This is a genomic window from Pseudomonas sp. TSRC2-2, from assembly GCF_049897785.1.
GTDB lineage: Bacteria > Pseudomonadota > Gammaproteobacteria > Pseudomonadales > Pseudomonadaceae > Aquipseudomonas.
The window spans coordinates 37556-52048 of the sequence record NZ_JAFCWZ010000018.1; the positions used below are offsets into that span (position 1 = coordinate 37556).

Annotated in this window: 14 protein-coding genes and 2 pseudogenes; 9 read left to right on the top strand and 7 right to left on the bottom strand. The window is 58.7% G+C overall.

Annotated elements, in window-relative coordinates; translation table 11 throughout:
- The first annotated feature begins 168 nt into the window (after positions 1-168).
- The 5 genes from ACP7D9_RS28465 (at position 169) to ACP7D9_RS28485 (ending at position 4608) form a co-directional block, all read left to right on the top strand.
- The gene (locus ACP7D9_RS28465; RefSeq protein ID WP_426160301.1) at positions 169-375 is read left to right on the top strand and encodes a hypothetical protein; all 207 of its coding nucleotides are present in this window, start codon (positions 169-171) and stop codon (positions 373-375) included.
- A gap of 107 nt (positions 376-482) precedes the next feature.
- Positions 483-1520, top strand: coding sequence for a helix-turn-helix transcriptional regulator (locus ACP7D9_RS28470; RefSeq protein ID WP_426160302.1), 1038 nt, complete (start codon positions 483-485; stop codon positions 1518-1520).
- A gap of 28 nt (positions 1521-1548) precedes the next feature.
- Entirely contained in the window at positions 1549-2649 is a 1101-nt protein-coding gene (locus tag ACP7D9_RS28475) for a chemotaxis protein (protein ID WP_101158115.1), read from the top strand.
- 67 nt (positions 2650-2716) lie between these two features.
- Entirely contained in the window at positions 2717-4339 is a 1623-nt protein-coding gene (locus tag ACP7D9_RS28480; RefSeq protein WP_426160303.1) for a hypothetical protein, read from the top strand.
- Positions 4336-4608 (top strand): YkgJ family cysteine cluster protein, encoded by a 273-nt coding sequence (locus ACP7D9_RS28485; protein WP_397478809.1) that lies wholly within the window; start codon positions 4336-4338, stop codon positions 4606-4608. Before ACP7D9_RS28480 ends, ACP7D9_RS28485 begins: the two co-directional genes overlap by 4 nt.
- Before the next feature lie 129 nt (positions 4609-4737).
- On the opposite strand, the gene ACP7D9_RS28490 is transcribed toward ACP7D9_RS28485, so the two are convergent.
- From ACP7D9_RS28490 to ACP7D9_RS28505, 4 genes are all read right to left on the bottom strand, one after another.
- Positions 4738-5619, bottom strand: a complete 882-nt coding sequence (locus ACP7D9_RS28490) for a glycine betaine ABC transporter substrate-binding protein (protein ID WP_426160304.1) — start codon at positions 5617-5619, stop codon at positions 4738-4740.
- 104 nt (positions 5620-5723) lie between these two features.
- On the bottom strand, positions 5724-6335 hold the full coding sequence (locus tag ACP7D9_RS28495) for an ABC transporter permease (protein ID WP_426160305.1): 612 nt from the start codon (positions 6333-6335) through the stop codon (positions 5724-5726).
- Positions 6336-6337: 2 nt separating this feature from the next.
- Positions 6338-7336, bottom strand: a complete 999-nt coding sequence (locus ACP7D9_RS28500; RefSeq protein WP_426160306.1) for an ABC transporter ATP-binding protein — start codon at positions 7334-7336, stop codon at positions 6338-6340.
- On the bottom strand, positions 7333-8022 hold the full coding sequence (locus ACP7D9_RS28505) for an ABC transporter permease (protein WP_426160307.1): 690 nt from the start codon (positions 8020-8022) through the stop codon (positions 7333-7335). Before ACP7D9_RS28505 ends, ACP7D9_RS28500 begins: the two co-directional genes overlap by 4 nt.
- Between ACP7D9_RS28505 and ACP7D9_RS28510 the strand changes: the two genes are divergently transcribed.
- Positions 8003-8227, top strand: coding sequence for a hypothetical protein (locus ACP7D9_RS28510; RefSeq protein WP_426160308.1), 225 nt, complete (start codon positions 8003-8005; stop codon positions 8225-8227). The genes ACP7D9_RS28505 and ACP7D9_RS28510 overlap by 20 nt on opposite strands.
- A 106-nt stretch (positions 8228-8333) precedes the next feature.
- Here the strand turns inward: ACP7D9_RS28510 and ACP7D9_RS28515 are convergent, their stop codons facing one another.
- From ACP7D9_RS28515 to ACP7D9_RS28525, 3 genes are all read right to left on the bottom strand, one after another.
- The gene (locus tag ACP7D9_RS28515) at positions 8334-9329 is read right to left on the bottom strand and encodes a GlxA family transcriptional regulator (protein ID WP_312995053.1); all 996 of its coding nucleotides are present in this window, start codon (positions 9327-9329) and stop codon (positions 8334-8336) included.
- 164 nt (positions 9330-9493) lie between these two features.
- Complete coding sequence (locus tag ACP7D9_RS28520) at positions 9494-10468, bottom strand: alpha/beta hydrolase (protein ID WP_426160309.1); 975 nt, start codon at positions 10466-10468, stop codon at positions 9494-9496.
- Positions 10469-10505: 37 nt separating this feature from the next.
- A complete protein-coding gene (locus ACP7D9_RS28525; protein ID WP_426160310.1) occupies positions 10506-11399 on the bottom strand; it encodes an amidohydrolase family protein in 894 nt (297 codons plus the stop codon).
- 401 nt (positions 11400-11800) lie between these two features.
- Here ACP7D9_RS28525 and rimJ point away from each other — a divergent pair, with 401 nt between their 5' ends.
- From rimJ to ACP7D9_RS28540, 3 genes and pseudogenes are all read left to right on the top strand, one after another.
- Positions 11801-12388 (top strand): ribosomal protein S5-alanine N-acetyltransferase, encoded by a 588-nt coding sequence (gene rimJ / locus ACP7D9_RS28530; RefSeq protein ID WP_426160311.1) that lies wholly within the window; start codon positions 11801-11803, stop codon positions 12386-12388.
- Positions 12389-12668: 280 nt separating this feature from the next.
- Positions 12669-13547, top strand: a pseudogene (locus ACP7D9_RS28535) (methyl-accepting chemotaxis protein); the annotation flags it as partial.
- 309 nt (positions 13548-13856) lie between these two features.
- Positions 13857-14453, top strand: a pseudogene (locus ACP7D9_RS28540) (methyl-accepting chemotaxis protein); the annotation flags it as partial.
- Between the last annotated feature and the right edge of the window lie 40 nt (positions 14454-14493).

Sequence of the window (14493 nt, forward strand, 5' to 3'; positions counted from 1 at the left end):
GTCCAGATCCAACACCCCCTGCCATCCCGGTCGCTAGCCCGTTGCAGCCAGGTCGCCGTCATGCGTTCCAAAACACAGCCAGGTTTCCATAACATTTGGGCCAGCACGACACAGGCTGTCGCCACCCGCTGCGATTCTGGCTGCACTCGGAAATCATCAGGTGCAACCATGCCCACCGCCCCCACGCCCTACACACTGGCCTGCCAGTACTGCTCATGGAAGAAGACCTTCCTTCCAACCAGTGACGTATTGGTGCTGAATCGCGACTGGTTCAATTGCTGTCCAAACTGCGATACCCCTTCACCCCAGCGCCGGATGGCGACCGCGAAAGAAGTGCTCAAAACCAGGTTGGAACAATTCCTGGCAGGCGACTGAAGCTGCTCGAAGCATTTGATGGCACAACGCCACTTAATTGAGTAGGATTCGCCATCATGTCGCCGGTTCGCTGGCGCTCAGTAGAAACACAGGACCAGGTAGATACCATGCCCCAAGCGAAGGATACGCTGCTCAGGTTGTTCGCATTGCTACGCCTGATTCCGACCGAACCCCAGCGCATTGCCACTCCGACCCTGCTCGAGAAGCTGCGTGACAGAGGATTTTCGGTCACGCTGCGCTCAATTCAGCGTGACTTGAGCCGGTTGTCTATCCCGTTCTCCCTGCAGTGTGACGACAGCGAAACGCCCTTCCGCTGGAGCTTCACGCGTGAGGCGCCGCTCAAGCTGGAAGACATGGATGCACCCACCGCACTGGCGCTGTTCCTGTCCGAAAGCCATTTAAGTCCAATCCTGCCGCAAAGCGTCCTGGACCAGTTGGGCCCGCAGTTTCGTCGTGCCCGCAACTTCCTCAATGGGCTGGGTGGAAACGGTCTGGCCGATTGGGCCAGGCGGGTGCGTTCCCTGCCCAACGGCAAAGCCCTGCTGCCTGCGCACGTCAGCGCGCACACGTGGGCGCACGTGTCGGCTGGCCTGCTTGAGCGTAAACAACTTGAAGTGGTGTACCGCAGCCGTAGCAAGGGAGAACTCAAGCGTTTTCGCCTGCACCCCGCCGGGCTAGTTTCAAGGCATGCGGTGAGCTACCTGCTGGCATCCGTGGACGGTTACAACGACCTGCGTCAATTTGCCTTGCACCGGATCATCGAGATCACCGTGCTTGAAGACGGTGCCCACGAACATGAAAGCTTCGACGTCGACGCCTACATCGCCAGTGGCGTTTTCAGCTATCGAGAAGCCCATGCCCACGTCGAACTGATTGCTGACGTACGCCCGCAAATCGCAGCCCTGCTGAATGAAACTCCGCTGAGCAGCCAGCAGGCCCTGAGCGATATGTCCGAGCAGGGCTGGCACCGCCTGCACGCCACCGTGCCGCTGGATCGCGAGACGCTGTGGTGGATCTTCGCCCTGAATGAAAACATCCGCCTGCATGCGCCCCAAGTTTGGGTGGACGAAATGCGTGGGCGGCTGGATTCGATGCAAGCGCTCTACCAGAACACTCACGCTATTAAGCCACCGCAACTCGCCTGACCTTCAACCATCAAAAAGGACATTGCTCATGCCACTTCCCCTGATCCTCGGCGCTGCTGCGCTCGTCAGTGCTGCATATGGTGCCAAAAAAGGCTACGACGGTTACCAGAAGCACTCGGAAGCAGACGATATCGTCAACGCTGCCAAGACGCGCTATGCCGATAAAAAGGCCGCCTTCGATATTCAGGAAAAGGCGACCAACGCAGCCCTTGAGGCGCTGGGCAAGCAGGAGCTGCAGATCGGCAAGCAATTCGACGCGTTCAAGACCCTCGCTGACAAGCTGCTGCTCAAACTCAACACAGGCCGTCAGGACAAGCTGAAAATAAACATCCCCAAACACAAACTGCAAAGCATCGAAAGCTACAGTTACACCGCCGTCGGCGTTTTGGGCGCAACCGCTGGTGCCGGTGCGGCCGGTGCTGCTGCGGGTTTCGCCGTGTATGGCGGGGTCATGGCACTGGGCGCCGCGTCCACCGGCACGGCCATCACATCGCTGGCCGGCGTGGCGGCTACCAATGCGACCCTGGCTGCAATTGGAGGTGGCTCACTTGCCACCGGTGGCCTGGGCATGGCGGGCGGTACGGCAATTCTTGGCGCAGCCGTTGCGGGCCCGGTATTAGCGATCGCCGGTTGGGCTTACGACAGCCATGGCGATGAAGCACTGAAGAATGCGCATAAAGCCGACCGGGAAGTGGACAGTGCTGTTTCCAAACTGCAGAAAGCCCAGAAACAGCTGAGCAAGGCGGAGGATTATGCGTTCGACGTCAACGACGTGCTCAAGTCGGTGTACGCGCAATTCGACAAGTACTTCGAACACCTCAAATTCATGGACAACCGCCTCGAAGACATTCGCTCTCGCAAGCTGGATGCGCAGGCTGAACTGGCCAAACTGGGCGACGCCATCATGCGTTCGGTCGACAATGGTTTCATGCTGGCGGCGATCCTTGTCGACCTCATCACCACACCGTTGTTCAAGGTCAAGGAAGTGAACGGCATCGTCGTCAAAGACAAAAACGATGTGCCGGTCATGGCTACCGATTCCGACGGTTCAATGATCCTCAATGACGACAAGCTGCAGGAGCAGATCAACCTGACCCAGAACAATGCGGCTCAGGTAGAACCTGCGTGATTCGCGCGCGGGGCTGAAAAGCCCCGCCTTCGCTTTCTCCCTTCCTACATTCGTCATGGATTCCTCTATGCGCGCCGCAGCACAAGACTTCCCCTGGGCCGAAGAGCTCGAAAAAACCGTCATCGCCAGCCTCACGACCAGCTTCAGCCTGGATTTTTTGCTGTTCAAGGACAAGCAAGGCGGCGAGGTCGACACGCTTCACAACGTACGTAACGGTATATGGGCGACCGATGCAGAAAAGCAGCGGTTCGAGCAGCGTGGCGAGTATGACTCTACGCCCTACCACCAACACGCCAATTACATCGCAACTGGACGCGAAGACAAGGCCAGCCAGGCAGCCGGAACACTGCATGATCCTTACCGCAACACAGTGATGGCTGCCCATGAACAGCGCAACCTGGATCATGTAATCAGCGCCAAGGAAATCCACGATGACGCCGGGCGGGTGCTGGCAGGGCTCAGCGGCGTGGAACTGGCCAACCAAAGCAGCAATTTGCAAACCACCCACGAAACGGTCAACAAGTCGAAGAAGCAGACGCCGATCAATGAGTATCTGGATAGGCTGCCGGGCCTGATCCATAACCATGAAAAATCGCTGGCGGGCGACCGCGCACGGTTGGCAAAAGCTCCGCGAGAAACGCCGCAACAGCAACATGAAGCCCGTGCGCTGGAAGACAAGATCCGCAAGACCGAAAGCAAGATCAACGAGCTCAAAGCCGTGGACCATGAAGGCATGCGCAAGCGTGATGCCGAGGCACGCGCGCCTTACGAGCAGCAGATCAATGCAGCCTACTACACCAGCAGCAAGTTTCTGCACCAGACCGCGTACACAACGGGGAATGCAGGTTTGGCTATGGGAACCCGGCAGATGCTCGGGCTGGTGATGGCAGAAGTATGGTTCGAGTTGCGTGAGCAACTGCCGGCACTGCTTGAAAAGCTGAAGCATGCGTTCAGCCTGGAGACCTTCGTCGACGGCATCAACAAGTCGCTCAAAGGCATCTGGAAACGGGTGCAGGCGCGTTTCAACGATTTCCTGGTAGCGTTCAAGGATGGTGTGTTTGCGGGTGTGCTCGGGAGTCTGACCACTACGCTTTTCAACATTCTCGCCACCACACAAGCAATGGCGATCAAGATCATCCGCGAGCTGTGGGGACAACTGGTCAAGGCCATCAAGCTGATGGTGTTCAACCCCGACCAACTGAGCTTCGTCGAGCAGTGTCAGGCGGTGACATCGTTGTTGTCGGTGGGCGTTGCCACGGTGGTGGGCACTATGGCTTACACCCAGTTGGTGCCGTTCCTCAGTTTCCCTTTCGGCACCGAGCTGGCTGCGTTCGCCGGAGCGCTGGTGACGGGCGTGATGACCCTTGGCCTGAACTACTTTCTGTTGCACAGCGCAATGGCACGCAAGCTCTGGGCCTTCATTGAATCCTTGACGCCGCACGCCGGCACGGTGCGCGAGTTCCAGGCAATCAATGCAGAGCTTGACCGTTATCTCCTGGAGCTGGGCCGGGTCGAATTCAACATGGATGTGGAGGAGTTGCAGGCCTTCACCCAGGAACTTGAGGCGTGCAATGACGAAATTCAGCGCAGCACGATATTGCAGAAGGCAGTGGCGGCCCGAGGCATCGAGCTGCCCTTCGAAGCAGGTAACGCGACCAGCACCCGCAACTGGCTGGCTTCGCTGGTATGACGCTACCGGCGTTTCCCTGCACGCAATGCGGGCTGTGCTGCCGCAATGTGCATCTGGCGGAACAGACGCAGTACCTGGATCGGGGTGACGGCGCATGTCGGCATTACAGTGATGCCGACAAGCAATGCCTGATCTACGAGACCCGGCCGGATATCTGCCGGGTCGACCGGCAGTACCGCATGCACTATGCGCAGCGGTTCAGCTGGGAAGCATTCGTAGAAGCCAATACGCAGGTTTGCAAGCTCCTCCAGCAGCAGCTAAAGGAGTGAACGGGAGTTTTTGAACGAGCTTCAGCGAGGTGTTACGAACTGATATCGGCTGGTCGATCGCTAACACCTCGTCAACCTGATGCTAGACCACACGTCCATCCAAAAAACCAAACCCAGGCCGCAGCGCAACTAAAGCAAACCACTCTCGCGCAAAAAAACCTTGGACACCCCCTCAATCGACTCCCGCCCCACATCAACCCGTGAGTTGAGTCCCGCAATCGTCTCGTCATCCAGCCTGGAAGAAAGCGCATTCAGCAATTCCCCTACCTTCGGACTCGCCTCAAGCACCTCTGTCCGAATAACCGGCGTCAACGCATAGCCAGGAAAGAACCCCTTATCATCCTTCAACACCACAAACCCAAACGCCGGAATGCGTCCATCCGTCGAAAGAACCAACGCCAAATCAACCTGACCATCCCTGAGCGCCTGATAGGTCAACCCGCCATCCATGCGCACGATATTCTTGCGCTCGAATTCAAACCCGTACTCCTCCTGAAGAGGGCGCAGGCCATCGGGCCGGGAGAAGAACTCGGCGTTCGATGCGAGTTTGTAGGATTTGCCCGCTTCGATGTTTTTTGCCAGATCGCTGATCGAGACGACGCCGCCCTTTTCGGCGTCGACTTTGCGCATGGCCAGTGCGTAGGTGTTGTTGGCTTTGGAAGGGTTCAGCCAGGTGATGCCCTTTTGCGCATCGAGTTCGCTGATCCTTTTATAGGTTTGCTCGGCGCTGAGTTTGTCAGTGATCTTGTTGTAGGTAATCAGGGACGTGCCGGTGTATTCCCAGTACACATCGATCTGTCCGTTCTCCTGTGCGGCGCGTAATACCGACGAACCCAGATCCGCGCGTTTATCGACCTTGTAGCCGTTGGCTCGCAATAGTTGTGCGGTCATTTCGGCGACCAGTTGCTGTTCGGTAAATTTCTTGCCGCCGACGACAATTGCGTTGTTGGCAGAGGCGTTGCCGACAACACCGGCAACGAGACTAAAGCTGAAGATCAGACTGGCCAGCATTCGATAAATCATCGTGCACCTCATGTTATTGATTCAGATGGAGGGTGTTCAGATTCATTGGCGCCCGGCCATTCGCAAGCCTCGGGAGACTGCAATGTGTTGAATCAGCCGAGGTCGACGGCGATGGCCAGAAGCGCGGTCGCTACGGCGCCGGCCAGCATCATGCCGAAATCGTTCAGGTCGATCCCGGTGAAGATCAACTCGCCCAGTCCGCCGCCACCGACCAGGAATGCCAGCGGTGCGGTGCCGACGTTGATCGCCAGCGCGGTGCGGATGCCGGCAAAAATCACGTTCAGTGCATTGGGGATTTCGACCTTCCACAGTGTCTCTCTCGGCGTCATGCCCATGGCTTCGGCCGCTTCCACCAGATGCTGTGGCACTGCGCGCAAGCCTTCGCAGGTGTTGACCGCGACGGGGAGCAAGGTCGCAACAAACAACCCGATGATGGCCGCCCCGCTGCCAACACCGATCAAGCTCATGGCCAACGCCAACAGTGCGAGTTTGGGAATCGCCTGCCCGACGTTCAGGACTTGCATGCTGGCCATGGCATAACGCTGGTTCGCCGGGCGGCTCATCCACACACCCAACGGAAGCGCAATGGCGATGGCCAGCACTCCACTGACGGCGACGATCTGTAAATGCTGGACCGTCAGGTAGCTGATGTCGCCCCAGTAAAACTGCAGCCCCTGCCAGAATCGGTTGAGTGAGTCCGCCATCGTCAGTGCACCGCCGGAGTGATGTTTTCAACCAGGCGCGCGAGGATGTCAGCCTGGTGCACATAGCCGATAAAACGCCCGTCGCAGTCGTTGCATAGTGCCCAGTCCTGGCCGCGACCGAGCAGTTGCGAGAGTACCTGGCGCAGGTCATCGCCCGGTTTGACGATCAGGTGCGAGTGGGCAGCGATGCCGCTGCTGCTGCCGACGATTTGCATGTGTTGGCGCGGGGCGATCTTGCTGACGACATCCGCCGCGCGCAGCAGGCGCAGGCGTTTCATGATTCGGTCGCCACCCATGAAGTTCGCCACGAACTCGCTGTTGGGCCGGGCCAGCAAATCATCCGAGCTGCCGAATTGCTGGATCTTTCCGTTGTGGAACAAGGCAACGCAGTCGGCCATCTTCACCGCTTCGTCGATGTCGTGGCTGACGAACAAAACAGTCTTGTTGACGAGGCGCTGGATGCGCCTGAATTCGTCCTGGATCACTTCACGGTTGATCGGGTCGATGGCGCCGAAGGGCTCGTCCATCAGCATCACCGGCGGGTCCGCTGCCAGCGCCCGCGCTACGCCTATGCGCTGCTGTTGCCCACCGGAAAGCTCGCACGGATAGCGCTTGAGAAATTTCGCCGGATCCAGCGCGACCACTTCCAGCAACTCGCCCGCGCGCTTACGGCTTTTGCTCTTGTCCCAACCCAACAGATCGGGCACGACGCAGATGTTTTCCTCAACGGTCATATTCGGGAACAGGCCGACTTGCTGGATCACATAGCCGATGGAGCGTTTGAGGGTGACGCTGTCCAGCTCGGACGTGTCGCGGCCATTGATTTTGATGGTGCCGGAAGTTGGCGTGATCAGTCGGTTGATCATCTTCAGCGTCGTGGTTTTGCCGCAACCCGACGGCCCGAGCAGTACGCAGATCTGTCCCTCTTCCACATTGAATGAGACATCTTCTACCGCCGTGATAGCGCCGAATTGCTTGTTCAGGTTTTCGATCTGGATCACGTCGTCACTTCCTTCATTCGGCCGGTGGCCAGTTTGTTCTTGTTCAACCCGTTCGGCGTGAGCAGGCGCTGCAAGCCGTACAGCGCATAATCGGCCGCGATGGCGATGACACTGATGACGATCGCACCGGCCAGAAGCTGTCGAGTATCCGATTGGGCGATGCCGCGAATGATCAGGCTGCCCAGGCCGCCGGCGCCGATATAAGCCGCGATGGCAGCGATGCCAATGTTGATGACGGTCGCCATCCTCACGCCGGCCATGATCAGCGGCACCGCAACAGGTAGCTCAACCTTGCGCAATCGTTGCCCGGTCGACATGCCCATGCCGATCGCGGCTTCGCGCAAGGCTGGATCGATGTTGGAGATCGCCGTGGTGGTGTTACGGATGATTGGCAATTGGGCGTAAAGAAACAGCGCAATGACCGCCGGCACCACGCCGATCCCGTAGCCGATCTGCGATAGCACCGGAATCATCAGCCCGAACAGCGCGGCGGAAGGAATGGTCATCAGAACTGCGGCGAAGGCCAGGACCCAACGACGTGTTCTGGGGTGTTGGGAGATGGCGACTCCCACGGGCACACCGGTCAGAATTGCCAGCCCCACCGCTATCGCCACAATGAGCAGGTGCTGGCCGAGCAGCAGACTGATCAGCCCGCCGTTTTCCTGAATGAAACGCAAGGTTTCCATGAGGGTTGTGCCTTCTGTACGTCATTGTTGTTTTTATTCGGCGCGCATCTGGATTGAACGCCGTGTCTGGAAAAGACCTTACCGCGCCAGTGCGGGCACTCTGAGCTGCGGGCTCGACGTTTTCTATCAAAAAATCGACGTTGCGCAGAAAACCAAACCGCTGATCAGCGCATTGGGTTCAGGGCAACAGGCGGGTCGCTGGTGACAAACGTGTACGGTAATCCGCCTGCCAGACGGGTCATGCGTCAGCCAGGGGATGTGCCGACTGGAGAGATCCGAAGGGTCTGGACGGATACATTATGTAAATGAAATCAGGAGTGAGCATCATCAAATTTCCGCCGCTCCTCTCCGGGCGTACATCCCCAGACACGACGGTAAGCCGCACCGAGGTGTGATGCCGAAACGAACCCGCAGCTGTAGGCAATCGAGGCAATGGGCTGGGTGCTCTCACGCAGCAATCGGCGTGCTTCGTTCAGCCGCAACTCCAGATAAAACTTTTTAGGCGTCATGCCGAAGTGCTGGTGCCACAGCCTTTCGAGTTGGCGATGGGACAGGTTGCAACGGTCGGCGATTTCTTCGATGCCGATGATGCTTTCCAGATTGTTCTCCATGAAGGCGATGGCGGCGGTCAGCCGGCGATCGTGAATGCCGAACCGCCACTGGATCGACATTCGCTGATGCTCTTCCGGCGCACGGATCCGCGCGTGGAGAAACTGTTCGGCGACACTCGCCGCAAGCTGGTTACCAAAATCGAGTGAAATCTGCGCCAGCATGAGGTCGATGGCCGCCGTCCCTCCGCCGCACGTCCAGCGGTTGTCATGGTTGACGTACAGCTCCCGGGTGACCTCGATCGTAGGAAATTCTTCGCAAAACTGACCAATGGATTCCCAGTGCAACGTACAGCGTTTGCCCTCCAGCAATCCGGCGCGGGCGAGGATGAACGTACCGGTGCTCAGTGCGCCGACAGTGACCCCGCGCGATGCGGCACGTTGCAGCAAGCGCAGCATTTTCGGTGGTTTCTGACGCTCGGTGTCCAGGCTGGCGAGGACAAATACGCGATCCAGTTCCGGCGCCTGATCAACCGCCACGGTGTGGATTTCGATGCCGCTGCTGGAGCTGACCGGTCCGCCTGACTCAGTCAGCAGTGTCCACTCATAAAGCGTTTTGCCGGACAACCGATTGGCGGCACGCAACGGCTCGCTGGCACCCGCCAAGGCCATCATCGAGAACTGAGGAAGAATGAGCAGCCCGATTCGCTTGGTAGGACCGTTATTCCCGGACGGCGCTGAATCATTGGTGGCTGTCATCGCCAGAACCTTTCAAGGGGGACCAGCCGTTCAAGCAGACGGCTTTTGACCCGCCATGTTAGGGGCTGGGCACGCATTCAGCCAGACCGGCACACACTCCGCCATGCTGGGCAATCGCTGCGAGGCCTCAATACCCGAGGTCTCGCAGAAGAATGGCGAGCGGATCAGCCACGCGTGCGGATGGCTTCGTCGATACTCTCGATCATCGATTTGAATACCGGGTTGTCGGCCTGATTCTGCTGACCATGCTGCATCTTCGGAATGATGAACGCATGCGGGCCGGCATCGCCCGGATAGTTTTGATGCAGACGCACAGATTCCGATGGCATGTGCAAAGTGTTGTCGGCACCGTGGATGATCAGCGCGGGCGGAAAGCCTGTTGCGCCTTCGATGGATTGCTCCGGGTCATATTGCACACAGGACTTGTAGGATTTCGCCGTCACCCAGGTGCAGCCCGGCCAACGGTCCGCGCCCCCCGCTTCGGTATAACCGCCCAACTGCAGGTCGACATACGCCTGGGTTTCAGGATCCAGCGGGTAGTAACCGAGTCGGGTCTCACCGGTGCCGGTGTCGAACGGCGGGATCGGCGCGTCATCGGCGAGTTGCACAATGGCCGCATCGGCCGCCGCCGGGTCTGCGCGCAAGGCCTGCAAGTTGCGGATGTTGGTGTAGCTCATCGGCACCCAGAAGCGGATCTGCTCAGCGCCCGCTGCGGCGAGTTCAGCCACCGCTGCAAGGCTGGCCACCGAGCCGATCGCCCACGATGCGACCGCCGGCATCTCACCGAAAGTTTCGCGCGCCCAGGCAACGGCTCCCAGCACTTCATCTTTCTGGTCTTCGAGAATGACGTTAGTGATGACCTTGCCACCTGATTCGACGGCGTTACGGATGTGCTTGTTGGAAAAGAAACCTGCCACGTCATACGTCATGACCCGATAACCAAGGGCCGCCAAGGCGCGACCAAACAGTTGGCCGTACATCGTGACTCCACCGGTGAACCCTGAGTTGAAAATTAGCGGTGGCAGTTTTTGCGAGGCAGCGTCGCGTTGTTCTGGCTGAAATACCGTGCCTTTGAGGCTGAGGGTTTCATCGCCGTACTTGACGCTGAAGTTGATGTCTCTTGTTGTAATGTTCGTCATTTGTGAGTGATCTCGAAGTGAGAGGTGTGGGCGTAGGTCAACTTGCCAACTGGCCAGACGCTCCTCGCAGAAGTTGGCTAACAGGAATTTCGCTTGCTTGGGAAACATGCCGTGCAACGGCATCTACAAAGTTGAACGCCTTGTTCGGATCGAACAGCTCGGAATAATTGGCTCCATCGTTGTCCGTTCCGACATGAGGCGCATCGGTTGCTTCCAGCAGGATCTTGTCTGCGCCGACGGCGCGGACTATTTGCGTCACGAAACGAGCGGTTTCTTCGGGGTGGCTGCTGGTTCGATAGCCGGGCCCCTTGAACCACACGTTGCCGCGCGCGCAGGCTTCAGCAAGCAGCGCGATCCAGGCAGGCTCGGCGATGCCCCGCTCACGGTGACAGGTGCCCAGGTGATCGATGATGACCCGCACATCGCGAGGGATCTGGCGCAGTACCCGCAAATTGGTCTCGGCTTCTTTCGCGTAAATGTGCAGATGCTGGTGCGGTTGCAGGCGTTGATAAAACGCTTGCCACTGTTGATCACTGAAGTGGAGAGGAGAAACGGTTTCCGGCCGTGCATCGTGCAAAACGATGCGGGCGCCAATTACCTGTGGGTGCGATAGTCGTTGCCGGGTGGCGTAAGCGGGGTCTGCCTTGATCGTCCCCACTAACCTCACGCCGCCGTAGCGCTGAGGGCTGGCCGCCTGAAGACTCTTGAGTTCGTCAAACGAGGCAAATACGTTTTCCGAGTCCGGCAAAATACTTAGATGAACGTTGTTGATCAGCGTCGGAGCAATACCGGCATCGATCAAGTTATCCAGATAAACCGTCAGCGAGTGCGGCGCGGGTAATGCATAGGGCAGTGCAGCAGATACTCGAAGCAGGTCTTGCGAAGTAAAAAAATGAACGTGACAGTCTGTTCTTTCAATCAACGGCAACATGATTTTTTGTTTCCTGCATTTGTGCGAAAACAATAATCGTCGTCAGGCCCTCGTCGCTCCCGCCAACTCGACGTGTAGTATCAAAATTTCGCCATGCGCGACTTTGTGAGCAAAGATGTCCTGAAAATCATCGCTTGGTTTTGCAGGCATTGAAGCCTGTGGCGGTAACTGGGCAACGGCCCGTCAGAAAGCATGGCGAAAAATTGATGCGCCTGTTTCGACGTGAATTTTTCTTCACCGCGCCCCGCCCCGCGAACCGATAAAATCCTCCTGCTCATTCAAGAAACTACGGTTCGCCCGCGCTCCTGGCGGGCTTTTTTTCGTCCCTGATTTCTGCGCACCTTGCCCCTCCCCGGCATATACGCGACTCTGCCGGCAGATCCCTCGCCAAGGAGCGCTCGATGCCACTGTTATCCCTGCCCTGCCCGCGCCTCACGCTGGCGATCCTGTCCCCCGATCAGGCCAAGCTCGAAAGCGCGTTCTACCAGCGCAACCAGCGGCACCTGGCCCCTTGGTCGCCCATCCGCACCACCGATTACTTCTCCACCGCGAACATCCGCCGTCGCCTCGAGATCCAGGCCAGCGCCTTCGAAGCAGGCCTGGCGATGCATTTCGCGCTGCTGTCGCCAGATGGTCAGCAAATGATCGGGGCCTGCAATTTCAGCGGCATCATTCGCGGGGCGTTTCAGGCGTGTTATCTGGGTTATCACATTGATGAAGCGCATCAGGGTCAGGGTTTGATGCAGGAGGCGCTGGAAGCGGGGATTGGTTATATGTTCGATACGCAGAATCTGCATCGGATCATGGCCAATTACATTCCTGGCAATGAGCGCAGTGCGCGTTTGCTCGAACGTTTGGGCTTTGAGCGCGAGGGCTATGCGAAGGCGTATCTGAATATCGCCGGGCGCTGGCAGGACCATGTGCTGACGGCGCTGCTCAATCCCGGGTTCGAGGCGCCGGATCAGCGTTGGTCGCGGCGTCTGGGCTGAGGGGTTCCAAACCATCTGACAAAATCCTTTCAGCTCTCGGGTTTGCGGCCGATACAGACCTGCTAACACCCCTGCTGGCTCAAAAGAACAACAATCTTCCAGCCTAACTGACGACCAAGAAACCCAACGTTTCTGGAGGATTTGCATGAATAGCTGGTTCGGTAACATCAGCGTGAACATGAAACTCGGCCTGGGCTTCGGCCTCGTGCTGGCCCTGACCTGCATTCTGGCGCTGACCGGCTGGACCAGCCTCGGCGGCCTGATCGACCGCAGCAACTGGATGAGCGACATCACCCAGCTCAACGCCGGCCTGACCAAATTGCGCGTGGTGCGCCTGCAATACATGCTGACCAACGGCGACGAAACCGCCGCACAGAATGTGCAGACCACCCTTGAAAGTTTCGCCGCACAGCAGCAGGCGCTGATCAGCAAATTCAAGAGTCCTGAGAACGTCGCACTGCTCAAGCAGCAGGCGGCAACCATCGCTGAATACCAGACCTCGCTGAACAAAATGCGCAACGCCTATCGCACCGGCAACAGCGCGCGCGACACCATGAGCGCCAACGCCCAGACCGCTTACAACCTGATCGAGTCGATCAGCCAGCGCGTGCAGCAGATGGAGTTGAGCGATCAGCGTTTCGAGCAGTTCCAGGCGGTTACCGCGGCGAAGGAAGCGTTCATCCTCGCGCGCTATGAAGTGCGTGGTTACACCGCGACCAGCAACGCCGAGACCGAGCAGAAAGCCGTCGGCCAGATCGACGCGGCCGTCGCCAGCCTCAAACCGCTGAATACACAATTTGCCGCGACTCAACAGGACGCCTTGCGCCAACTGGAAACCGCGCTGACCAGCTATCGCAGTGCGTTGATGGCGTACAAGAACGCCAATGCCGATGCCGTGCAGGCGCGCAAGGAAATGACCGATCAGGGCACCACCATCGTCGCCCTGAGCGAGCAGTTGTACCAGATTCAGCTTGATCGCCGTGACGCCGAAAGTGCTCAGGCGCGCACCTTTCAGTTGATCAGCACGTTGCTGGCGCTGCTGGTTGGTGTGATTGCGGCGGTGATCATTACCCGTCAGATCACCCGCCCGCTGCAGGAAACCCTGGCCGTGGTCGAGCGCATCGCCAGCGGCGACCTGACCCAGAACGTCACCGTCACTCGCCGCGACGAACTCGGCGTGTTGCAGCAAGGCATCGCGCGCATGGGCGTGACCCTGCGTGATTTGATCAGTGGCATCCGCGACGGCGTCACCCAAATCGCCAGCGCCGCCGAAGAACTCTCGGCGGTGACCGAGCAGACCAGTGCCGGTGTGAACAGTCAGAAAGTCGAGACCGATCAGGTCGCCACTGCCATGCACGAAATGACTGCCACCGTGCAGGAAGTTGCGCGCAATGCCGAAGAAGCGTCGCAAGCCGCCGCTGCGGCGGACGGCGAAGCCCGTGAAGGCGACAAGGTTGTAAACGAAGCCATCGCGCAGATCGAACGTCTGGCCAGCGAAGTGGTGCGTTCGACCGAAGCGATGAGCGTGTTGCAACAGGAAAGCGACAAGATTGGCAGCGTTATGGACGTGATCAAGGCTGTCGCCGAACAGACCAACCTGCTCGCACTCAACGCCGCGATCGAAGCAGCGCGTGCCGGTGAAGCCGGGCGTGGGTTCGCCGTGGTTGCAGATGAAGTGCGCGGTTTGGCTCAACGCACGCAGAAATCGACCGAGGAAATCGAAGGTCTGGTCGCCGGTCTGCAGAACGGCACCCAGCAGGTTTCTGCAGTGATGAACAACAGCCGCGCGCTGACCGACAGCAGCGTCGCCCTGACGCGCAAGGCCGGCGCCTCGCTGGAAAACATCACCCGCACGGTGTCGAACATCCAGTCGATGAACCAGCAGATCGCTGCGGCGGCTGAACAGCAAAGCGCCGTGGCCGAAGAGATCAGCCGCAGCATCATCAACGTGCGCGACGTGTCCGAGCAGACCGCCGCAGCGAGTGATGAGACGGCCGCGTCGAGTGTTGAACTGGCGCGTCTGGGTGGTCAGCTGCAGCAGATGGTCAGCCACTTCCGCGTTTGATTTCGTCTTGCGCTGAGGCTTGCCCGCAATTGCGGTGGGT

Bases quoted from the DNA above. Each gene is read 5' to 3' on its own strand.
- ACP7D9_RS28520 (WP_426160309.1), bottom strand. From the start codon at position 10,468: ATGACGAACATTACAACAAGAGACATCAACTTCAGCGTCAAGTACGGC.
- ACP7D9_RS28525 (WP_426160310.1), bottom strand. From the start codon at position 11,399: ATGTTGCCGTTGATTGAAAGAACAGACTGTCACGTTCATTTTTTTACT.
- rimJ (WP_426160311.1), top strand. From the start codon at position 11,801: ATGCCACTGTTATCCCTGCCCTGCCCGCGCCTCACGCTGGCGATCCTG.
- ACP7D9_RS28475 (WP_101158115.1), top strand. From the start codon at position 1,549: ATGCCACTTCCCCTGATCCTCGGCGCTGCTGCGCTCGTCAGTGCTGCA.
- ACP7D9_RS28490 (WP_426160304.1), bottom strand. From the start codon at position 5,619: ATGCTGGCCAGTCTGATCTTCAGCTTTAGTCTCGTTGCCGGTGTTGTC.
- ACP7D9_RS28495 (WP_426160305.1), bottom strand. From the start codon at position 6,335: ATGGCGGACTCACTCAACCGATTCTGGCAGGGGCTGCAGTTTTACTGG.
- ACP7D9_RS28515 (WP_312995053.1), bottom strand. From the start codon at position 9,329: ATGACAGCCACCAATGATTCAGCGCCGTCCGGGAATAACGGTCCTACC.
- ACP7D9_RS28505 (WP_426160307.1), bottom strand. From the start codon at position 8,022: ATGGAAACCTTGCGTTTCATTCAGGAAAACGGCGGGCTGATCAGTCTG.
- ACP7D9_RS28470 (WP_426160302.1), top strand. From the start codon at position 483: ATGCCCCAAGCGAAGGATACGCTGCTCAGGTTGTTCGCATTGCTACGC.
- ACP7D9_RS28465 (WP_426160301.1), top strand. From the start codon at position 169: ATGCCCACCGCCCCCACGCCCTACACACTGGCCTGCCAGTACTGCTCA.
- ACP7D9_RS28485 (WP_397478809.1), top strand. From the start codon at position 4,336: ATGACGCTACCGGCGTTTCCCTGCACGCAATGCGGGCTGTGCTGCCGC.
- ACP7D9_RS28510 (WP_426160308.1), top strand. From the start codon at position 8,003: ATGAAACGCAAGGTTTCCATGAGGGTTGTGCCTTCTGTACGTCATTGT.
- ACP7D9_RS28480 (WP_426160303.1), top strand. From the start codon at position 2,717: ATGCGCGCCGCAGCACAAGACTTCCCCTGGGCCGAAGAGCTCGAAAAA.